At 60.3% G+C, this 20949-nt stretch carries 22 protein-coding genes; 16 read left to right on the top strand and 6 right to left on the bottom strand.

What is annotated here, in order from left to right; all coding sequences use genetic code 11:
* The first annotated feature begins 10 nt into the window (after window positions 1-10).
* From folE2 to ACUTQY_RS00745, 5 genes are all read left to right on the top strand, one after another.
* Complete coding sequence (gene folE2, locus ACUTQY_RS00765) at window positions 11-937, top strand: GTP cyclohydrolase FolE2 (RefSeq protein ID WP_046687140.1); 927 nt, start codon at window positions 11-13, stop codon at window positions 935-937.
* Window positions 927-1487, top strand: coding sequence for a carbonate dehydratase (locus tag ACUTQY_RS00760; RefSeq protein ID WP_033643236.1), 561 nt, complete (start codon window positions 927-929; stop codon window positions 1485-1487). The genes folE2 and ACUTQY_RS00760 overlap by 11 nt, the downstream gene beginning before the upstream one ends.
* Window positions 1488-1497: 10 nt before the next feature.
* The gene (gene zigA, locus ACUTQY_RS00755; RefSeq protein WP_046687139.1) at window positions 1498-2685 is read left to right on the top strand and encodes a zinc metallochaperone GTPase ZigA; all 1188 of its coding nucleotides are present in this window, start codon (window positions 1498-1500) and stop codon (window positions 2683-2685) included.
* A gap of 378 nt (window positions 2686-3063) precedes the next feature.
* On the top strand, window positions 3064-4029 hold the full coding sequence (locus tag ACUTQY_RS00750; protein WP_046687138.1) for an SDR family NAD(P)-dependent oxidoreductase: 966 nt from the start codon (window positions 3064-3066) through the stop codon (window positions 4027-4029).
* 30 nt (window positions 4030-4059) lie between these two features.
* A complete protein-coding gene (locus ACUTQY_RS00745; RefSeq protein ID WP_046687137.1) occupies window positions 4060-5190 on the top strand; it encodes an MFS transporter in 1131 nt (376 codons plus the stop codon).
* A 155-nt stretch (window positions 5191-5345) separates the two neighbouring features.
* Here the strand turns inward: ACUTQY_RS00745 and pspF are convergent, their stop codons facing one another.
* Window positions 5346-6353 carry a phage shock protein operon transcriptional activator gene (gene pspF / locus ACUTQY_RS00740; protein ID WP_046687136.1) on the bottom strand — a complete coding sequence of 336 codons (1008 nt, stop codon included), beginning with the start codon at window positions 6351-6353 and terminating at the stop codon, window positions 5346-5348.
* Between the two features lie 184 nt (window positions 6354-6537).
* On the opposite strand from pspF, the gene pspA reads away from it, so the two are divergent.
* From pspA to tyrR, 7 genes are all read left to right on the top strand, one after another.
* Entirely contained in the window at window positions 6538-7203 is a 666-nt protein-coding gene (pspA, locus tag ACUTQY_RS00735) for a phage shock protein PspA (RefSeq protein WP_046687135.1), read from the top strand.
* A 63-nt stretch (window positions 7204-7266) separates the two neighbouring features.
* Entirely contained in the window at window positions 7267-7494 is a 228-nt protein-coding gene (gene pspB, locus ACUTQY_RS00730) for an envelope stress response membrane protein PspB (RefSeq protein ID WP_004930553.1), read from the top strand.
* Entirely contained in the window at window positions 7494-7853 is a 360-nt protein-coding gene (pspC, locus tag ACUTQY_RS00725) for an envelope stress response membrane protein PspC (protein WP_033643233.1), read from the top strand. The genes pspB and pspC overlap by 1 nt, the downstream gene beginning before the upstream one ends.
* A gap of 97 nt (window positions 7854-7950) precedes the next feature.
* Window positions 7951-8217, top strand: a complete 267-nt coding sequence (gene pspD, locus ACUTQY_RS00720; RefSeq protein WP_072055823.1) for a phage shock protein PspD — start codon at window positions 7951-7953, stop codon at window positions 8215-8217.
* Window positions 8198-9595, top strand: a complete 1398-nt coding sequence (locus tag ACUTQY_RS00715) for a YcjX family GTP-binding protein (protein ID WP_046687134.1) — start codon at window positions 8198-8200, stop codon at window positions 9593-9595. Before pspD ends, ACUTQY_RS00715 begins: the two co-directional genes overlap by 20 nt.
* The gene (locus ACUTQY_RS00710; protein WP_046687133.1) at window positions 9592-10653 is read left to right on the top strand and encodes a YcjF family protein; all 1062 of its coding nucleotides are present in this window, start codon (window positions 9592-9594) and stop codon (window positions 10651-10653) included. The genes ACUTQY_RS00715 and ACUTQY_RS00710 overlap by 4 nt, the downstream gene beginning before the upstream one ends.
* A gap of 313 nt (window positions 10654-10966) precedes the next feature.
* Entirely contained in the window at window positions 10967-12538 is a 1572-nt protein-coding gene (gene tyrR, locus ACUTQY_RS00705) for a transcriptional regulator TyrR (protein WP_033643230.1), read from the top strand.
* A gap of 56 nt (window positions 12539-12594) precedes the next feature.
* Here tyrR and tpx read toward each other — a convergent pair whose 3' ends face one another.
* The gene (tpx, locus tag ACUTQY_RS00700; protein ID WP_004930536.1) at window positions 12595-13098 is read right to left on the bottom strand and encodes a thiol peroxidase; all 504 of its coding nucleotides are present in this window, start codon (window positions 13096-13098) and stop codon (window positions 12595-12597) included.
* Window positions 13099-13323: 225 nt separating this feature from the next.
* Here tpx and ycjG point away from each other — a divergent pair, with 225 nt between their 5' ends.
* Window positions 13324-14298: an L-Ala-D/L-Glu epimerase gene (gene ycjG / locus ACUTQY_RS00695; protein WP_046687132.1), complete on the top strand. Its 975-nt coding sequence runs from the start codon at window positions 13324-13326 to the stop codon at window positions 14296-14298.
* 3 nt (window positions 14299-14301) lie between these two features.
* Here the strand turns inward: ycjG and mpaA are convergent, their stop codons facing one another.
* Window positions 14302-15009, bottom strand: a complete 708-nt coding sequence (gene mpaA, locus ACUTQY_RS00690; protein WP_033643228.1) for a murein tripeptide amidase MpaA — start codon at window positions 15007-15009, stop codon at window positions 14302-14304.
* 206 nt (window positions 15010-15215) lie between these two features.
* Here mpaA and ACUTQY_RS00685 point away from each other — a divergent pair, with 206 nt between their 5' ends.
* Together ACUTQY_RS00685 and ACUTQY_RS00680 are read left to right on the top strand one after the other, a co-directional pair.
* Entirely contained in the window at window positions 15216-15566 is a 351-nt protein-coding gene (locus ACUTQY_RS00685) for a hypothetical protein (RefSeq protein WP_015378006.1), read from the top strand.
* A gap of 158 nt (window positions 15567-15724) precedes the next feature.
* Complete coding sequence (locus tag ACUTQY_RS00680; RefSeq protein ID WP_046687130.1) at window positions 15725-17359, top strand: peptide ABC transporter substrate-binding protein; 1635 nt, start codon at window positions 15725-15727, stop codon at window positions 17357-17359.
* A 158-nt stretch (window positions 17360-17517) separates the two neighbouring features.
* On the opposite strand, the gene ACUTQY_RS00675 is transcribed toward ACUTQY_RS00680, so the two are convergent.
* The 3 genes from ACUTQY_RS00675 to ACUTQY_RS00665 form a co-directional block, all read right to left on the bottom strand.
* Window positions 17518-17766, bottom strand: a complete 249-nt coding sequence (locus ACUTQY_RS00675) for a hypothetical protein (protein WP_004930507.1) — start codon at window positions 17764-17766, stop codon at window positions 17518-17520.
* 194 nt (window positions 17767-17960) lie between these two features.
* Entirely contained in the window at window positions 17961-19052 is a 1092-nt protein-coding gene (locus ACUTQY_RS00670) for a hypothetical protein (RefSeq protein ID WP_103101517.1), read from the bottom strand.
* Window positions 19004-19708: a hypothetical protein gene (locus ACUTQY_RS00665; protein ID WP_033643225.1), complete on the bottom strand. Its 705-nt coding sequence runs from the start codon at window positions 19706-19708 to the stop codon at window positions 19004-19006. Before ACUTQY_RS00665 ends, ACUTQY_RS00670 begins: the two co-directional genes overlap by 49 nt.
* A 155-nt stretch (window positions 19709-19863) precedes the next feature.
* Between ACUTQY_RS00665 and zntB the strand changes: the two genes are divergently transcribed.
* Window positions 19864-20847: a zinc transporter ZntB gene (zntB, locus tag ACUTQY_RS00660; protein WP_033643224.1), complete on the top strand. Its 984-nt coding sequence runs from the start codon at window positions 19864-19866 to the stop codon at window positions 20845-20847.
* The last annotated feature ends 102 nt before the right edge of the window (window positions 20848-20949 follow it).

Genomic DNA, 20949 nt, shown 5'->3' with positions numbered 1-20949 from the left:
AAGGGGATGTATGAACGAAGTTGCACTTCCACCACGCCGTTCGCTGCCGGATGCTCAGGCATGGCGCGGCGAAATGAGTGATGTCGGGCTCGATTGGGTCGGGATGCAAGGGATCGCGCTGCCGCTGGAGCTGGCCGGCAAGCCATTGATGGCGAAGGTCGACGCCGGTATCAACCTGCGCGCCGAAGCGGCGGGCGAGCGCGGCATTCACATGTCGCGGCTGTATCTGGCGCTGGACGAGTTGACGCAGGGCGAGCTGACGCCGCAGCGCATCGGCCGAACGCTGCAGGCCTTTTTGGCTTCGCAGCCGGAACACAGCGATCGCGCCAGCTTGTCGATCGGCGGCGAGCTGTTGCTGTCACGCCCGGCGCTGCTGTCGCCGCAGCGCGGCTGGAAAGCCTATCCGCTGCGCATCGAGGCCACTCTGACGGATACGCTGACGCTGGCACTGACCGTCGGCGTGCCTTATTCCTCCACCTGCCCGAGTTCGGCGGCGCTCAGCCGTCAGTTGGCGCAGCAACAGTTCCAGTTTGATTTTGAACAGGCGGCGGAGCGGGTCAGCCAACGGCAGGTGAGCGAGTGGCTGTTGGAGCAAGGGATGCCGGCCACCCCCCACAGCCAGCGCAGCTGGGCCTGGGTCACCGTGACGCCCGAGAATGAACGGGCGTTTGAGCTGGTGAAACTGATTGACCGCATCGAACACGCGCTGGGCACGCCGGTGCAAACGCTGGTGAAACGCCGCGACGAACAGGCCTTCGCATTGGCCAACGGTCAGAACCTGATGTTTTGCGAGGACGCGGCGCGCCGTCTGTATCGCATGCTGCGCAGCCAGTGCGACTACCGCGCTTTTTCGCTGCGCGTCGAGCATCAGGAGAGCCTGCATGCCCACAATGCGGTGGCGGAGCTGAGCTGGCGGGGAGAACACCATGCTGCGTAAAAATCCCAGCGGCCATCTGCCGCAGGTCTCACCGCTGGCCTACATCGATCCCACCGCCATTATTTGCGGCCGGGTGATCGTCGAAGACTTCGTTTACGTCGGCCCTTATGCGGTAATTCGCGCCGACGAATTGAACGCCGTCGGCGACATGGAGCCGATCGTCATCGGCTCGCACTCCAATATTCAGGACGGCGTGGTGATCCATTCCAAGAGCGGGGCGGCGGTGACTATTGGCCGTTACAGCTCGATCGCCCACCGCGCCATCGTGCACGGCCCGTGCCGCATCGACGATCGGGTGTTTATCGGCTTCAACAGCGTGCTGTTCAACTGCCACGTTCAGTCCGGCTGCGTGGTGCGCTACAACGCGGTCGTGGACGGCGTAACGCTGCCGGAAAACCGCTATATCCCCTCGACCGAGCGCGTGGGGCCGGACAGCGACCTGTCGCGCTATCGCCAGGTCGATCGCGGCGCGCTGCAGTTTTCGGAAGAAGTGGCCGCCACCAACGTCGAACTGGTGCGCGGTTACCAGGCATTACGCAATGAATTTTAATGAGGTCCTCATGAAACAACTTCCCGTGACCGTGCTTTCCGGCTTTCTCGGCGCCGGCAAGACCACGGTGTTGAACCACATCCTGAACAACCGGCAGGGCATGCGCGTGGCGGTGATCGTCAACGACATGAGCGAGGTGAATATCGACGCCGCGCTGGTGGAGAATGAAGTGCGCCTCGATCGCCAGCAGGAGAAGCTGGTGGAGATGAGCAACGGCTGCATCTGTTGCACGCTGCGCGAAGACCTGCTGGTGTCGGTGCGCGAGCTGGCGCAGGACGGGCGCTTCGATTATCTGTTGATCGAATCGAGCGGCATCTCCGAACCGCTGCCGGTGGCGGAAACCTTTACCTTTGAGGATGAACAAGGGGAAAGCCTGTCGCAGTTCGCCCGGCTGGATACCCTGGTGACGGTGGTCGACGGGGTGAATTTCATCCGGCAATACCAGCAGGCGCAAAGCCTGCAGGAAGCTGGCCAAAGCCTGGGCGAGGACGATCTGCGCAGCGTGGCGGACCTGTTGATTGAGCAAATTGAATTTTGCGACGTGATCCTGGTCAGCAAGACCGATCTGTTGACGCCAACGCAGCAGGGCGAAGTGATGGCGCTGCTGGCCAGCCTGAATCCCGAAGCCCGCATTGTGCCGATCGCGCCGGGCAAACTGCCGCTGGAGGCGGTGCTGAATACCGGCAGCTTCAGCTTTGAAAAGGCGCAGCAGGCACCCGGCTGGCTGAAAGAGCTGCGCGGCGAACACGTGCCGGAGACGGAAAGCTACGGCATCAGCAGCTTTGTCTATCAGGCGCGGCGGCCGTTTGCGCCGGACAAGTTCTACCGCGTGATCAACGGCGACTGGGGCGGCGGCAAGCTGCTGCGTTCGAAAGGCTTCTTCTGGCTGGCGACGCGGCCGCGGCAGGCCGGGCAGTGGAGCCAGGCCGGCGGCATCGCCCATTACGGCCTGGCGGGCACCTTTTGGCGCGCGATCCCGCAAGACAATTGGCCGCAGGATCCGCAAACGCGGGCGCATATACAGGAGAAATGGGTGGAGCCGTTCGGCGACATGCGCCAGGAGCTGGTGTTTATCGGCCAGCACTTGCAACAGGCGGCGATCGTGCGTCTGCTGGACGACTGCCTGCTGAGCGACGACGAAATGGCCGCCGGCGTGGACTATTGGCTGGAGATGGCAGACCCGTTCCCTGAGTGGTAATTGCGCAATCTTCGTGTGGTAATGAGAAAAATTCTCAACAAAGTGCTTTACAGACGATACTGATAACTATTATCATCGCCTGGCAGTTCACGGAAGGCCACAGTTTGCGGCTCTGATGTGGAAGGCACGACATTGCTCACATTGCTTCCAGTGTTTTTTAAGCCAGCTCGGGTGCTGGCTTTTTTTTTGCCTGTTTCAGACCGGAAACCTCGCCTGGCGAGCCGCCATGCCCCACTTTCTTCTTTTTTGCCGTGTAACCTGGACGATCTCGACAGAAGTTCGGGGTTTCATGCATTCACAGTCCCGTGACGGAATTTCATACTCCTTCTCATCGACGCGCCGGCTGCGTTTGGCCGGCCACTGTTAACCGTGAGGAGAATGCCTGTGATTACCCAACAAACCCCCATCAAGTCAGGATTCGGGCCCAAAACGACCGCCGGCGAGGTGCTCGCGGGCCAGGATCTGTCAGGCACGCTGGCCATCGTCACCGGTGGCCATTCAGGCCTCGGTCTGGAGACGACGCTGGCGCTGGCCGACGCCGGCGCACGGGTTATCGTCGCTTGCCGGGCACCGGCGGCAGCCAAAGCGGTGTTAGGGCTGAGCGCCGGCGTCGAGATCGCCGAACTCGATCTCGCCGATTTGAACAGCGTGCGTCGTTTCGCTGCAGACTTTACCGCATCGAGCCTACGGGCGGATATCGTCATTAACAACGCCGGGGTGATGGCATGCCCGGAGGCGCGGGTAGGGCACGGTTGGGAAAGGCAGTTCGCCACCAACCATCTCGGCCACTATGCGCTGACCAATTTACTGTGGCCGACCATTGCCGATGGCGGGCGGGTGGTCACCGTCTCCTCCGCCGGGCATCACCATTCGGCGATCCGCTGGGAAGATGTGCAGTTCGAGCGCGGTTACGACAAGTGGCTGGCGTACGGTCAGTCGAAGACGGCGAATGCCCTGTTCGCCGTCTGGTTGGATCTTCTGGGCCGCTCGCGGGGGATCCGCGCATTTAGCCTGCATCCGGGCAGCATCGCCACGCCGCTGCAGCGGCACATATCGAGAGCAGAGATGATAGCCCTGGGCTGGATGGACGAAGAGGGCAATCCGGCCGATCCCGATGCCCTTAAAACGCCTCAGCAGGGGGCTGCTACGCAGATCTGGGCCGCCACCTCACCGCAGTTGCAGGGATTAGGGGGCCTCTACTGCGAGGATGGCGATATTGCCGGCATCGCCGTCCACGACAGTCAGGCGCTGGTCGGCGTGAAGGAATACGCGATCGACCCGGAACAGGCGCAGCGTCTGTGGGCGCTTTCGGCATCGCTGACCGGCATTGATGCCTTCGCCTGACCAGGCCGCTAATCGGATAAGGGGGAGCCCATGATGTCGATGATGAAAGAAAAAAATCTGGCGATATCCAGCATGTTTTTCATGCTGGGGCTGTGTTTCGGCAGTTTGAGTTCAAGGATGGCGACGATCAAGGGAGGGCTTGCGTTGTCTGACGGCGTATTCGGTACCGTCCTGTTCGCCATGTCGGCTGGCGTGGTCGTGTCGCTGCCGATATCGGGATGGGCGATCGCCAAACTCGGCAGCAGGGTGGTCGGCGTCGCGGCTATTCTGATCAACGCCACGCTTTTGCTTCTGGTGCCCTTCGCCGCGACGGTCCTACAACTGGCGGTGCTGCTGTTTTTATGCGGGTTCGCTTACAGCGCGGTCAATGTCTCGAACAACATGCAGGCCAGTATCGCCGAGGCGGTCAGCGGTAAAACGAGGCTGCCGTTCTTTCACGGTATATGGGGCGTGGCGGGGTTCGTCGGCGCAGGGATCGGGGCGTTAATGATCGGTCGGGATGTCGCCTTGCCGCTGCACTTTGCGGGCATAGCGGCGGTGGCTCTGATGTCCGCCTTGCTGTGTCGGCGGGCATTGTTCGACAAACCGGAACTGGAACAGACCGGGCGCGCTTTCGCCATCCCGGACCGCTCGCTGTTCAACTATGGCCTGATCGTTTTCTGCTCGATGGCTTGTGAGGGCATTATGTATGACTGGAGCGTCGTTTATTTTCAGGACGTCGTCTCGGTCGATCGAAAATACATCGGCCTGGGTTTTACGGTATTTATGGCGGCCATGACGATCGGCCGACTCATGCTGAACCGGTTCGTGGATCGGATCGGAGTGAGAAGAACGTTGCAATGGGGCGGGATGCTGGCATTCACCGGCATGACGCTAACGACCTGGTTACCGGGTTTGGTGACGTCGATAATCGGTTTTTTCCTGGTTGGGCTTGGCATTTGCGCCATTATTCCGCTGGTTGCGGGGGCGGCCGCAAGGTCTTCTTCCATGGCGCCAAGCGCCGCCATCGCGGCAGTGCTGACCATCGGTTTTCTGGGGACGCTGATCGGGCCGCCGTTAATCGGGTTCTTATCCGAAACTGTCGGTTTGCGCTATGCCTTTCTGGTCTGCGTCGCGTTGTCGCTCGGCGTTATTTATCGGGCAGGAAAAATACCGCTGTGATCTTACAAGAAGGTGATTCATCGGCGGGTTATTCGCAGATAGACGTGACCGTCGAGAAAGGCCGACCTCTCCAGGCGGCCGTTCTCAGGCCACATCACTCAACCTGGAGCTAATAGCTGACGGCCGGGAAAGACCGGCACCCAATCCCCGCGTTGCTAATCCTCGTCTTGCTCGCCGTTTTGCAGCAGCGCATGCTTTTTCAGCATACCGCGTAGCTGATGGTAGGTGAGCCCCAGCAGCTGCGCCGCCTTGCGCTGGTTGAATCGCCCTTGCTGCAGCGCTGCTTCGATCAGCGCCTTCTCTTGCTCCAGCTGCCAGTTTTTCAGCTCCAGAGGCAGCGCCGGCAACGCGCCGGCGCCTTCAGGGGCAGGCGTAAGCGGCGTGGCCTCGCGTGGCGCAAACGGGTTGATGACGATCTCATCCAGCGGGTTGGCGCTGTCGCCGTGACGATAGACCGAACGTTCCACCACGTTTTTCAGTTCGCGCACGTTGCCCGGCCAGCCGTAGTTGAGCAACGTCTGCCTGGCGCGTTCGGTAAAGCCGGGAAACAGCGGCAGCGCCAGCTCACGGCACATTTGAATGGCGAAGTGCTCGGCCAGCAACATGATATCGGGTCGGCGTTGGCGCAGCGGCGGCAGCTGCACCACGTCGAACGCCAGCCGATCCAGCAGATCGGCGCGGAACTTGCCCGCCGCCGCCAGCGCCGGCAGATCGTCGTTGGTGGCGCACACCAGGCGCACATCTACCCGCAGCGGCTGGCTGCCGCCCACGCGTTCCAGCTGGCCGTATTCGATCACCCGCAGCAATTTCTCCTGCACCAGCATTGGCGCGGTCGCCAGCTCATCGAGGAACAGCGTGCCGCCGTCGGCGCGCTCGAAGCGGCCCAGATGACGTTTCTGCGCACCGGTAAAGGCACCGGCCTCGTGGCCGAACAGCTCGGAATCCAGCAGGTTTTCATTCAGCGCCGCACAGTTGAGCGAGATGAACGGCCCTTGCCAACGGTTGGAGAGGTAGTGCAGACGATGGGCGATCAGCTCTTTACCGGTGCCGCGCTCGCCGATCACCAGCACCGGTTTGTTCAGCTTTGCCACCTGGGAGACTTGCTCCAATACTTCGACAAAGGCGTTTGCTTCGCCCAACAAATTCTCTGGCTGTTCGTTCATGATGAAATTCGCCAATGTTTGGTGAAAATAATCACTCTACAGCAAGCGCGCAGAGAGTCAAAAATAAAGAGTTGTTGTTTTTCAATTAGATAAAAGTTGGCACGGGTTTTGATTATCTCTTTGGGCAAGCTGTACGACTTAACGCGGCGCTTCAGACGCCATCAGAACCAAGAGGAAGTGAATTATGGGTATTTTTTCTCGTTTTGCCGACATCGTGAACGCCAACATCAACACCCTGCTGGACAAGGCGGAAGATCCGCAGAAGCTGGTGCGGTTGATGATCCAAGAGATGGAAGACACGCTGGTTGAAGTCCGTTCTACGTCGGCGCGCGCGCTGGCGGAGAAAAAGCAGTTGCTGCGTCGCATCGAGCAGGGTGAAAGCCAGGTAAGCGACTGGCAGGAAAAAGCCGAGCTGGCGCTGCGCAAAGATAAAGAAGACTTGGCCCGCGCGGCGCTGATCGAAAAACAAAAGGTTGCCGACCTGATCGCCACGCTGACGCAGGAAGTGGCGACCGTAGAAGAAACGCTGGCGCGCATGAAGAGCGAAATCGGTGAGCTGGAAAACAAGCTGACCGAAACCCGCGCGCGGCAGCAGGCGCTGGCGCTGCGCCATCAGGCCGCATCTTCCTCGCGCGAGGTGCGCCGTCAGCTCGACAGCGGCAAGCTGGATGAGGCGATGGCGCGTTTCGAACAGTTCGAACGTCGCATCGACCATATGGAAGCCGAAGCGGAAAGCATCGGCATCGGTAAAAAGAAGTCGCTGGACCAGGAGTTTGCCGAGCTGAAAGCCGATGACGCCATCAGTGAGCAACTGGCGGCGCTGAAAGCCAAGATGAACCGCTCCGAGTAAGGCGAACCGCGGCCACACGCCGGAGGTGGCCGCCTATCCAGGATCCGATAAGAAGGAATAACAATGAGTGCTTTATTACTTGCCATTCCGCTGACAATTTTCGTGCTGTTTGTCGCGCCGATTTGGCTTTGGCTGCATTACAGCAATCGGCAACAGACCGGCATCCAGCTGAGTCAGCAAGAAATGCAGCGCCTGGCGCAGCTGGCGGAAGACGCCAAACGCATGCGTGAACGCATTCAGGCGCTGGAAGAGATCCTCGATGCGGAACACCCGAACTGGAGACAGTCCTGATGAGCATGACGCTGGGCAGTAAAAAGCTTTATCGCGTACCCGAAGAAGGCATGGTAAAAGGCGTCTGCGCCGGTCTGGCTCACTATTTCGACGTGCCGGTGCGCCTGATCCGCGTGATGGTGGTGCTGTCGCTGTTCTTTGGGCTGTTTTTCTTCACGCTGGTGGCCTATATCGCGCTGGTGTTCGTGTTGGACGAAGCGCCGGCCAGCCGTTTCGAGGGCGAGCATCAGAAGACGCCGCGCCAGTTGCTCGATCAGCTGGAATATGAGCTGGGCAGCGGCGAACAGCAGCTGCGTCAGGTCGAGCGTTACGTGACGTCCGACACCTTCGGCGTTCAGAGCCGCTTCCGCAAGCTGTAACTCTTCTTGCGATATCCGGCCTGTGCAGGCCGGGTATCTTCTCCGCCGTCATCCCGTTGAAGATCATCTTAATCGTCTTGTGCCGGAGGGCATTGTCATGAATAAAATTGATGTCGCGAACGCCCCCAGAACGGGTGGATTTAAATCAGGAGCGGCGGCAATGTTGAAGACATTGGCTAAAGTCATCATCATAGCGTTATTGAACTATGGCCCGGCGGGCGCCGCCGGCTGGCTGTTGAAGACCGTCGGCCGCAAACCGGTGCGCTTCGTGCTGGCGCTGGTGCTGGAACCGCTGTTCCGTAAAGGCCTGAACAAGGCATTCGGGCGTTACGTCAAGGAGAGCAATGAAACGACTGCAAAATGAGTTAACCTCGCTGGTCAACCGCGGAATGGATCGCCATCTGCGCCTGGCGGTGACCGGCCTGAGCCGCAGCGGCAAAACCGCCTTTATCACCGCCTTCGTCAATCAACTGCTGCATGTGCACAGCGGCGCGCGCATGCCGCTGTTTTCACCGGTGCGCGAAGAACGCCTGCTGGGCGTCAAGCGCATCCCGCAGCGCGATCTCGGCATCCAGCGTTTCACCTATGACGAAGGGCTGGCGCAGCTGTACGGCACGCCGCCGGCCTGGCCGACGCCGACGCGCGGCGTCAGCGAAATCCGGCTGGCGCTGCGCTACCGCTCCAACGACTCGTTGCTGCGCCATTTCAAAGACACCTCGACGCTGTACCTGGAGATCGTCGATTATCCGGGCGAATGGTTGCTGGATCTGCCGATGCTCGAGCAGGATTACCTGGCCTGGTCGCGGCAGATGACCGGGCTGCTGCAGGGGGAACGCGCCGAATGGGCCAAGCCTTGGCTTGACCTGTGTAAAACCTGCGATCCGCTGGCTCCGGCCGACGAAAATCGCCTTGCGGCGATCGCCCTGGCCTACACCGATTATCTGTTGCGCTGCAAAAGCGAAGGTCTGCACTTCATTCAGCCGGGCCGTTTCGTGCTGCCGGGCGACATGGCCGGCGCACCGGCGCTGCAGTTTTTCCCGTGGCCCGATGTTGCCGCGGTGGGCGAGTCGAAACTGGCGCAGGCCGACAAACACACCAATATCGGCATGCTGCGCGCTCGGTTCAACTACTACTGCCAGTCGATCGTCAAAAACTTCTATAAAGAGCATTTTGTCCGTTTCGATCGGCAAATCGTGCTGGTTGACTGCCTGCAGCCGCTCAACAGCGGCCCGCAGGCGTTCAACGACATGCGCCTGGCGCTGACCCAACTGATGCAGAGTTTCCATTACGGCAAACGCACGCTGTTTCGCCGCTTGTTCTCGCCGACCATCGACAAACTGATGTTCGCCGCCACCAAGGCGGACCACATCACCGCCGATCAGCACGCCAATCTGGTGTCGTTGCTGCAGCAGCTGGTGCAAGAGGCGTGGCAGAACGCGGCGTTCGAAGGCATCAGCATGGATTGCGTCGGCCTGGCCTCGGTGCAGGCGACCGAGAGCGGCATTGTCGATCATCAGGGGCAGCGTATTCCGGCGCTGAAGGGCAATCGCCTCAGCGACGGCGCGCCGCTGACGGTGTTCCCCGGCGAAGTGCCGGCCCGTTTGCCGGGGCCGACGTTCTGGCAGAGCCAGGGATTTCACTTCGATGAGTTTCGCCCGCGTGCCATGAGCGTGGACAGCCCGTTGCCGCATATCCGTCTGGATGCGGTGATGGAATTTTTACTGGGAGACAAATTGCGATGAGCGAGCCGATCAAACCGCGTATCGATTTTGACGAGCCGTTGCAGCCGCCGCAGGAACCGACGTTGCGCGCCGGCGTCGCTTTCGACGCCGAGCAGGCGGAGAGCTTCTTTCCGGCGGCGCCGGAGCTGCAGCAGGAGGAGGAAGAAGGGCGCGCCGAGGGCATCATCAACGCTGCGCTGAAGCCGAAACGCAGCCTGTGGCGCAAAATGGTCACCGCCGGGCTGGCGCTGTTCGGCGTCAGCGTGGTGGCGCAGGGCGTGCAGTGGGTGCATACCGCCTGGGTGCAGCAGGACTGGATCGCCATGGGCGGCGGCGTGGCCGGCGGCCTGATCGTGTTCGCCGGCGTCGGTTCGGTGGTCACCGAATGGCGGCGTTTGTATCGGCTGCGCCAGCGCGCGGAAGAGCGCGACGTGGCGCGCGAGCTGTTGCACAGCCACGGACTGGGGCAAGGGCGCGAATTCTGCGAGAAGCTGGCGCGCCAGGCCGGGCTGGATCAGGGGCATCCGGCGCTGCAGCGTTGGCAGGCCTCGCTGCATGAAACCCAAAATGACCGTGAAGTGGTGGAGCTGTACGCCAAACTGGTGCAGCCGGTGCTCGACAACCAAGCGCGGCGCGAAATCAGCCGCTCCGCCGCCGAATCGACGCTGATGATTGCCGTCAGCCCGTTGGCGCTGGTGGATATGGCGTTTATCGCCTGGCGCAACATCCGTTTGATTAACCGCATCGCCGCGCTGTACGGCATTGAACTGGGCTACTTCAGCCGCATTCGTTTGTTCCGGCTGGTGCTGCTCAACATCGCCTTCGCCGGCGCTTCCGAACTGGTGCGCGAAGTGGGCATGGACTGGATGTCGCAGGATCTGGCGGCGCGGCTGTCGGCGCGCGCGGCGCAGGGCATCGGCGCCGGGTTGTTGACCGCGCGGCTGGGCATCAAGGCGATGGAACTGTGTCGCCCGCTGCCGTGGCTGGAAGGGGAAAAACCGAAGCTTGGCGATTTCCGCAGCCAGCTGATCGGCCAGTTGAAAGACACGCTGAAAAAGAGCGACGACAAGGCCAAATAACCCCGCGACGGCGCTCCTGGCAGCGCCGTTATTTCACCGGCGCCAACGCCGGACGTAATCGAGACTTGACGATAGTCGATCCCCCTGCGCTTGCGTGATAAATATCTGCAAAATTAATTCTGTTTGTGATAACTCTCTGTTTGTGGGCTAAAATGACGCCGATGCTGTTATTCGCTTGCGTTTAAAATCAGCAACCACGGCAATAAATCAGAGTTCTGTCAACTTTTGCTGACAGATCGCTTCTACCGCCCGGTGCGAGGGAGTATCATCATCGCTAACGATCCCCGCACCTGCAGAGATAAGGCCAACACTGATGCGTTTGGAAGTATTTTGCGAAGACCGCCTCGGTCTCACTCGAGAATTACTCGATCTTTTGGTATCGCGCAGCATTGACTTACGTGGCATCGAGATCGATCCCATCGGCCGCATTTACCTCAATTTCTCCCAGCTGGACTTCGATACTTTCCGCGCGCTGATGGCGGAGATCCGCCGCATCGCCGGCGTGACCGACGTGCGCACCGTCAGCTTTATGCCTTCCGAACGCGAGCATCGCGCGCTGCGTGCGCTGCTGGAGTCGATGCCGGAGCCGGTGTTCTCTATCGACATGAAGGGCAAGGTCGAGCTGGCCAATCCGGCGGCGCTGGCGTTGTTCAGCCTGAACGAAGACAAGATCCGCAACCAGACCGCCGGGGCGCTGATCGGCGGCTATAACTTCAGCCGCTGGCTGGAGAGTGAGCATACGGCGCCGCACTCAGAACGGGTGGTGATCCGCAGCCAGGACTTCCTGATGGACATTACGCCTATCTATCTGGAGGACGAACAGCAACAGCCGGCTGCGGTCGGCGCGGTGGTGATGTTGAAGTCCACCGCGCGCATGGGTCGCCAACTGCAAAATCTGTCGGTGAACGACGATACCGAATTCGATCACATCGTCGCGGTGAGCGCCAAGATGCGTCACGTGCTGGAGCAGGCGCGCAAACTGGCGATGCTCGATGCGCCGCTGCTGATCGTGGGCGATACCGGCACCGGCAAGGATATTCTGGCTCGCGCCTGCCACCTGCGCAGCCCGCGCGGCAAACAGCCGTTCCTGGCGCTGAACTGCGCCGCGCTGCCGGATGACGTGGTGGAGAGCGAGCTGTTCGGCCATGCGCCGGGCGCTTATCCCAACGCGCTGGAAGGCAAAAAGGGCTTCTTCGAGCAGGCCAACGGCGGTTCGGTGCTGCTGGATGAGATTGGCGAAATGTCGCCGCGCATGCAGACCAAACTGTTGCGTTTTCTCAATGACGGCACGTTCCGCCGGGTCGGCGAAGAGCATGAGGTGCACGTCGACGTGCGCGTGATCTGCGCCACCCAGAAGAACCTGACCGAGCTGGTGCAGCGCGGCGAATTCCGCGAAGACCTCTATTATCGCCTCAACGTGCTGACCATCACCATTCCGCCGCTGCGCGAACGTCCGCAGGACATCATGCCGCTGACCGAGCTGTTCGTGGCGCGCTTCGCCGATGAGCAGGGCGTGGCGCGGCCCAAGCTGGCGAACGATCTGGGTAGCTTCCTCAGCAAATACGGCTGGCCGGGCAACGTGCGCCAGCTGAAAAACGCCATCTACCGCGCACTGACGCAAACCGAAGGCTACGAACTGCGGCCGCAGGATATCGTGTTGCCGGAGTTCGAGGTGGAGATGTCGCTGGGCGACGAGGTGCTGGACGGTTCGCTGGACGACATCAGCAAGCGTTTCGAGCGCTCGGTGCTGACGCGCCTGTATCGCACCTATCCCAGCACCCGCAAGCTGGCGAAGCGGTTGGGCGTTTCCCATACCGCCATCGCCAACAAGCTGCGCGAATATGGCCTGAGCAGCCGCAAAGGCGGCGCTGAGGGCGAAGAATAAAAAAGGCGCCTTGCGGCGCCTTCCCGTGTATCCAAAGCCGGCGTTCGCCGGCTTTATTATTTCAGCGCTGCCAGCGCCGCGTCGTAATCCGGCTCGGTGGTGATTTCGTTCACCAGCTCGCTGTACAGCACGTTGTCCTGGCCATCCAGCACCACGACCGCGCGCGCGGTCAGGCCCGCCAATGGACCTTCGGCGATTTCAACGCCGTACGCCTGTTTGAACTCGGCGCCGCGCAGGGTGGACAGCGTGACCACGTTGCTCAGGCCTTCCGCGCCGCAGAAACGAGACTGGGCGAACGGCAGATCGGCGGAGATGCACAGCACCACGGTGTTATCCAGGCCGCTGGCCAACTGGTTGAATTTACGCACCGACGTCGCGCAGACGCCGGTATCGATGCTTGGGAAGATGTTCAGGACTTTGCGTTTACCCGCGAAGCTGCTCAGCGCTACGTCTGACAGGTCTTTGGCAACCAGCGAGAAGGCCTTGGCCTGTTCGCCCTGCTGTGGCAGTTTGCCCGCTACGCTGACCGGATTGCCTTGAAAATGTACTGTCTGAGTCATTGCTAGATTCCTTTTACAGGTGTTTATACAAAAGGTATGAACCTGATGAAACGGCGCGCCGGCGGCGGCTGTTAACATCAGGTTCACACCCTGACGCCAGTTTATGACAAGCGGGGCGGATTGGATATCAAAGTTTGCTAAATAGTTGTATATATTAGGCTGTTCTATAAAACATCACCGGCGCATCAGCCTGCCTGGATGCGCAGTTTTCGCTCAGGAGCCGTTATGAGAGACATGCGTTTTTACCCGGAAGCCTGGCCGCTGCACACCGCCTTCGTGATCGCGCGCGGCAGCCGCACCGAAGCCCGGGTGGTGGTGGTCGAAATCGAACAGCAGGGCGTGCGCGGCGTCGGCGAATGCACGCCGTATCCGCGCTATGGCGAGAGCGAGGAATCGGTGATGACGCAGCTGGCTGAGATGGCGCCGGCGATCGCGCAGGGCATCACCCGCGAACAACTACTGACGCAGATGCCGGCGGGCGCGGCCCGCAACGCGCTGGACTCGGCGCTGTGGGATTTGGAGTGTGGTCTGCACGGGCAGAGCCTGTGGCAGCGCAGCGGCGTGACGGCGCCGGCGCAGATCCGTATGGCGCAGACCGTCAGCATCGGAACGCCGGAAGCGATGGCCTTCGCCGCGCGTGAGCTGGAGCGGCAGGGCGCCACGCTGCTGAAGATCAAACTCGACGATCACTATATCAGCGAGCGGCTGGTGGCGATCCGCGCCGCGGTGCCGCAGGCGACGCTGATTGTCGACGCCAATGAATCCTGGCAGGCGGAAGGGCTGGCGGCACGCTGCCAGCTGTTGGCCGATCTCGGCGTAGCGATGCTGGAGCAGCCGCTGCCGGCCGGTGACGACGCCGCATTGGAACACTTTATTCATCCGCTGCCGATCTGCGCCGATGAGAGCTGCCACACCCGCGCCGATCTGCCGCGGCTGGCACAACGCTATCAGATGGTCAACATCAAACTGGACAAAACCGGCGGCTTGACCGAGGCGCTGGCGCTGGCGCAGGCCGCGCGCGAACAGGGATTCGCCATCATGCTCGGCTGCATGTTGTGCACGTCGCGGGCGATATCCGCCGCCTTACCGCTGGCGCCGGCGGCGCGCTTCGTCGATCTGGACGGCCCGACCTGGCTGGCGCGGGACGTCGAACCGGGTCTGGCGTTCGAATGCGGGGCGATCGTCGATCTCGCCCCGTAGGGATTAATTCGGGTAGGTCAGCAGTTCGGTCATGGCGTCGATGTAGCGCTCGCTGGCGGCATCGGCGGAGATCGGCGGGAATTCGGCGGTGATGCACGGCAGGGACAGATCCGCGCACCAGCTGCCGAACGAACCGGGCGTTTCATAGCCGACGCTGGTCACCAGCGGGAGTTCGAACTTGTGCGACAGCCAAACGCCGAGCCGCGAGCTGGCGGGATCTTCGATGCAGGCCAGCGGCTCATGGAACGACACCACCCAATGCGGCTTCAGGCGATGGATCAGATGACACAGCGCCTGGGTTTCCGGTTCGGAGCCGGGACGCCCGCCGGTGGAGAGCCTGACGTCGCGCACCGGCGCCGCGCTGTTCCAGCGATAGACGGTGTCCCCGGAGCGCCAGTTGGCGGCCGGGAAGTTGCGGTTCAGATCGACGCCGTTGGCATTGGCGCGCAGCCCCAGCTGACAGCCGTCGGGGTTGACCGCCAGCACCACGTGGTGGCGCAACTGTTCGGGGGCGATGCTGCGCAGCGCGCAGGACAGGGTTACGATGGCGGCGCTCTCATCGCCGTGGGTGCCGGCGATGATCAGCCCGGTTTCCGGGCCGCTGACCGCCGCCGGGAAATAGAGCAGCGGCGCGCCCAGCAGCGAGCTGCCGTAGTTCTCTCCTGCGACGGCCAACTGGCCACGTTCACTGCGCGGTCGATGTTCGGTCATGGTGTTGTCCCTGAGTTAAAGGCCGAGAGTCATTGTCATTTTATTCAGTGTATTACGCTTTGAGACATCTTTCCCATCGCAATTGTGCGGCGTTTGCGCGATCTGTGATGCGGTAGCGGCGAAAACGCCAATTAAACCGCACCTGGCCTGAGGCTGTTGTTATACTAACGGCAGAGCTAAGCCAATCACCCGCAAGAGGATTTAACATGCCAGTAGCCAGAATCATCGCCAGCTATAGCGAAAATGAAAATGACACCATCACGCTGCTGTGCGGCGTAGACGCTGAAAACCAGATCCGTCAGGGGGAATGGTTCGGCGTGGTGAAAAATGACGACGGGCGCGGGGACGAATCGAACTATCCGTTCACCCTGCATATCGATTACCAGAAAGATGCCTTCTATCTCGATTACGGCTACGACGACGCGGATGCGCGTCAGCTGCAAAAAACCGATATCTCGGCCCGTCCGCTGGCTGAGAAAGGCTTTTTCACCGTGTTCGATGAAGAAGAGGGTGAAGAGTTCAGCTACCGCATCAACAGCATCCACCTGTACGACTGACGGTCGCTGCCGCAATCCCACCCGTGCCGCCCTGCGCCGCACGGGTTTTTTATCGCCTGAATCGCACTTTTTGCAACTTCTCGCCCGCGGGCTCTAGGCCGGATGGATCTTGTGCTATATGATAAAAAATTCAGATGGTTAACGGGGGACAAATCATAATGACGGGAAAAAAAATGCAACGGGGTTTTCGTTTGGCGCTCTGCGCGGCGGCGATCGGCGCCTGTATGAGCAGCGCCATGGCGGCGCAGGTTCCCCCGGGCACCGCGCTGGCGGACAAACAGGAAATCGTGCGCCACATTAAAGACGAACCGGCCTCGCTCGATCCGATCAAAGCGGTTGGCTTGCCGGAGGCTCAGCTGGCGCGCGATCTGTTCGAAGGGCTGGTCAATCAGGACGCCAACGGGAAAGTGATCCCCGGCGTCGCCACCCGCTGGCAGACCAGCGACAATCAGACTTATATTTTCTATCTGCGTAAAGACGCGCGTTGGTCAAACGGTGACCCTGTCACGGCAAAAGACTTCGTCTACAGCTGGCAGCGGCTGGTAGAACCGAAAAATCTGTCGCCGTTCGCCTGGTTCGCGCAGCTGGCGGGGATCCAGAACGCCGAGCAGATCATCAGCGGCAAACTGCCGGCCGATCGCTTGGGCGTATCGGCGCCGGATGACTACACGCTCAAGGTGCAGTTGGACAAGCCGGTGCCGTACTTCGTCAGCCTGACGGCCAACTTCAGCCTGTTCCCGGTGAATAAGGCGGTGGTGGAAAAATACGGCAACGACTGGACCAAGGTCGGCAATCTGGTGGGCAACGGCGCGTTCAAACTGCAGGAGCGGGTGGTGAACGAGAAGCTGGTGCTGACGCCTAATGACCATTACTGGGATCATGCGCGCACCGTGCTGACCAAAGTGACCTTCGTGCCGATCAACCAGGAATCCAACGCCACCAAGCGTTACCTGGCGGGTGACATCGACATCACCGAATCCTTCCCGAAAAACATGTATCAGAAGCTGCTGAAAGACATCCCGGGGCAGGTGTACACCCCGGATCAGCTCGGCACCTATTATTACGCGTTCAACACCCAGCGTGCGCCGACCAACGACGTGCGGGTGCGTCAGGCTTTGTCCTACGCCATCGATCGCAAGATTATCGCGGAGAAAGTGTTGGGCACCGGTGAAAAACCGGCTTATCATTTCACGCCGGACGTCACCGCCGGGTTCAAACCCGAGGCGAGTTTGCTGCAACAGCAGCCGCAGGCGGAGCTGGACGCACAGGCCAAGGCATTGCTGCAGTCGGCCGGTTACGGCCCGAACAACCCGCTGAAGCTGACGCTGCTGTATAACACTTCCGAGAGCCACCAGAAGATCGCCATCGCCGTGGCCTCGATGTGGAAGAAAAAGCTGGGGATTGACGTCAAGTTGCAAAACCAAGAGTGGAAAACTTACATCGACAGCCGCAATACCGGCAATTTCGATGTGATCCGCGCCTCCTGGGTGGGTGACTATAACGAGGCGTCGACCTTCCTGTCGCTGCTGACCTCCACCCACAGCGGCAATATCGCCAAGTTCAAGAACGCGGACTACGACAAGCTGCTGGCGCAGGCGGGGCGGGAAACCAACCCGGCGGCGGTGACTGCCGATTACAACAAGATGGAACAGATCATTGCCGATCAGGCGCCAATCGCGCCGATATACCAATACACCAACGGCCGCCTGATCAAACCGTGGGTAAAAGGCTACCCGATCACCAATCCGGAAGACGTGGCCTATAGCCAAACGATGTATATCATCAAACACTGAGTGGGCTTATTTATCGCCCCCGCGCAATGCGGGGGCGTTATTTCCTCGGCGGCGAAACCACGCGGCTAATTAATTTTTCCACGCGATAAACCCCGTTTAATAATAAACAGGGTTGCCATCATCACATTAATATTGTCTATTTCAGAGAGCGGTTACGCTTACAGACAGTCCCGCATGGCGTCCACCACTACGCGGCCACTCATATCGGTCTGAGTAATGCGGTAGCTGGTGGGATAAGAACGACGGGTACTGAAACGATCGTGGACGGAGACCTTGCCAATTTGCAGGCCGGCGGCGTTTTTCACCACAAACTCACTGATCTCTTCCTGGCCCTGGTTTTGCAAATGGATATTGCTGATTTTTTCCAGCGTATCGCTGGCGTTTATTTTTAAATGGTCGCGTAACATAACTACCTCCTCGTAGTGAGAAAAGTATATGCCCCTAAAATTTGCGCTGAAACAGCTTTGTGTTGATTTATTATTATCATTTTGAATTAAAATTGATAACAATATGTTAAGTCATAATAATAACGGCATTACCAGCGCTTTATCGGCGATATTGTCTGATTTATCGGCAATGGTTTATTTCAATGCCGTTATTATTAGTCTGCATTAATGGAGAACAGCGCTTGCCTGGCCGCCGGCGCGGGAAAGACGCAGGCGACGTTGTGTCCGCAGCCGGGAACGAGGGTTAACCGATGCGGCTTCTCCGGCGCCAGATAGCGCCGGTCATAGTCGGCATAGGCCAGGGCGCGCTGCAACCGGTAGGGACCCTGCAGCTGGGCGGCGCAGGATTTGTCGAGTATCCGATAGTAGGCCCCCGGCGCGGTGCCGGTATCACCGTCTGCGGCCAGGTAGGTGATATCCGCCGCCGCATAGCGCCGGCGGGCTGCGTCGGCGGTGCGCTGCAGGTGAACGGGAAGCGCTTCCGTACCATATTTCCACTGGTTAGCCTGTGGGCACTGGCCGGCGTCCAGCGTTTGCCAGCGGAAGCGACAGGTTTTTTCACTGCCACAGAGCTCCGGGTGAAGGGGCTGGGGACGCAGGTTGTCAAAATAGAGCCAGCTGCCCGGATCGGCGACGACATAGCGCAGACGCACTCCGTCCGGCGGGTTGGCGAAGCCGACATAATGCTGCACGAATTGGGCGCCGGCGGAGAAACCGGCGACGGTGATCGACTGCAACGACGGCCAGCGCCGTTTCAGATCGGCCAGCAGGTTATCCATGGCGTTGAACGAGCCGGTTTTCCCGCCATTATCCAAACCGCCTTCGATCCAGGAGCCGCAGCGCCACAGGGCGTCCCCCTCTTGCGGCGCCGGCAGCCCGGCGGAACGGCAGCGGGCGGCAAGCGTCTCCGGTACCTGGAACAGCGGGGCGACCAGCAAGCTGTTGTCTCCCGCTCCCTGCGCGGCGTCGATCGCCGCTTGCAATGTCTTGGCGACATCGCGCGGGTGGCCGTGCATCACCACCAGCGCGGTGCGCGGCTGGGGGGAGTGAGCGTGCGCGACAAAATAAGGCAGTGAACCCGCCGCCGTCGGCGCGTGATAGGGTGTGGCGAGGCGTTCTAACACCGGCTCTGCACGAGCCGATTGGCCGAACAGCAGCAGGGCGGCCATTGCGATGCAGCGCAGGCGGCGCATTCTCGTCAGGTTCGGCGCAGCGCAGCGCGCAGTTGTCTCAGGACTTCCCGGCATCGTTGTTCCTCACGCGCTCGTTGATAGTAGCGATAAAAGGCGCGTTCCGAACTGAGGTTACCCGCGCGTGCCAGCTGCCTGAAGGTCAGGTATGCCAGGCTGAACATAATGATAATAAACAATAAGCCGGGGAACAGCAGCTGCCAGCCGTCGGTGATGCGCGCATTAGGCAGATAGCGGAGTGAATAGGGCGTAATCAATACCCCTAACTGCTGCAGCCCCCATTGAGTCAACGCAGGGAACAGCACCAGCAACGTAACGAACACCAAATACAGCAAGAAATAGCGACAGGAAAGCAAGAAACGCTTGAACGCGTTATTGGCGCTTGGCCGCAAAACGAAGCCTGCGGGCGTGGCGCGCAAGATTTGCTGACGGCCACCGGTGAAACGATAGCGTTCCAGCGCCGCTACGCTATCCGGCAATGCCAGCAGCAGCTGCAGCGCAACAAGGCCGGCGCTGCGGTTGCCGATATAGTCGCGAAACCGCAACAGACGTATGGGGGCGCTTTGGGGCTTCTCGACGGATTCGAGCAGGTTTAACAGCTTATCGTGGTTTTCCCGCCGAATGCGAAAAGGCGTTTTGACCACGGCGATAAACAGCGTAATGACGGTCGGTAGGACGATTTTCAAGATATCTGCGGTGCTGATTTGTAACATGCGAGTTTCCTCTCGGGCTGTCTTGCGTTCCTGGCAGCAGAAGTATAGACCACGCTTATGGGACAACATGAAAACTGGCGTTACAGCTTGGTCTTTGATCTCCAAGGCGTTAACGCTAGACTCAGCAACATAAGCAAGACTGAGGGGATAAATGAATGGATGTGATTGAGGGGAGCGAGCTGCAGGTCGCCGACGCGGTCTACGCCTACCAGCTGGATGGCAAGGGCGGCGTCACGCCGATCGAGCGGGATGACAAGATCACCTGCGACGCGCCTTGCTGGCTGCATCTTGATTACGCGCACCCGGCCAGCGCCGAATGGCTGAGCACCACGCCGCTGCTGCCGGACTCGGTGCGCGAAGCGCTCTCCGGCGAAAGCTCACGGCCGCGCGTCAGCCGCCAGGGCGAAGGCACCATGATCACGCTGCGCAGCATCAACTTTAACGCCAACTCACGGCCGGACCAGTTGGTCACCATTCGCGTGTACATCACCGATAAACTGATTATCTCCACGCGGCACCGCAAGGTGTATTCCATCGATCAGGTGGTGAACGATTTGCAAAGCGGCGCCGGGCCGACCAACAGCGGCAACTGGCTGGTGGAGATTTCCGATGCGTTGACCGATCACACCAGCGAATTCATTGAGGATCTGCACGACAAGATTATCGATCTGGAGGACGCCTTGCTGGAACAGCAGGTGCCGGAGCGTGGCCAGCTGGCGTTGATCCGTAAACAGCTTATCGTGCTGCGCCGTTACATGGCGCCGCAGCGTGACGTTTTCGCACGGCTGGCCAGCGACCGCCTGCCGTGGATGAGCGACGACGATCGCCGCCGCATGCAGGACATCGCGGATCGCCTGGGGCGCGGGTTGGACGATCTGGACGGCAGCATCGCGCGCACCGCCATCTTGTCCGACGAAATTACCACGGTGATGGCCGACGCGATGAACCGCCGCACTTACACCATGTCGCTGTTGGCGATGGTATTTCTGCCGACCACCTTCCTGACTGGGCTGTTTGGCGTCAACCTTGGCGGCATACCGGGCGGCGGCAACCCCTTCGGTTTCGCGGCATTTTGCCTGATGCTGGTCGGGTTGGTGCTTGGCGTCGCCTGGTGGCTGAAGCGCAGCCGCTGGCTGTAGGCGAAAATGACGAAAACCCGGTTAACATTGAGCAAAATCAACATTTAGCCGGGGGAAATGGGGCATGATCTCTCTCGCAGGTGAATGCAACGTCAAGCGATG

Source organism: Serratia sp. TSA_130.1, assembly GCF_052691795.1.
The sequence above is the reverse complement of the archived record's forward strand: the minus strand, read 5'-3'. Positions and strand labels throughout refer to the sequence as shown.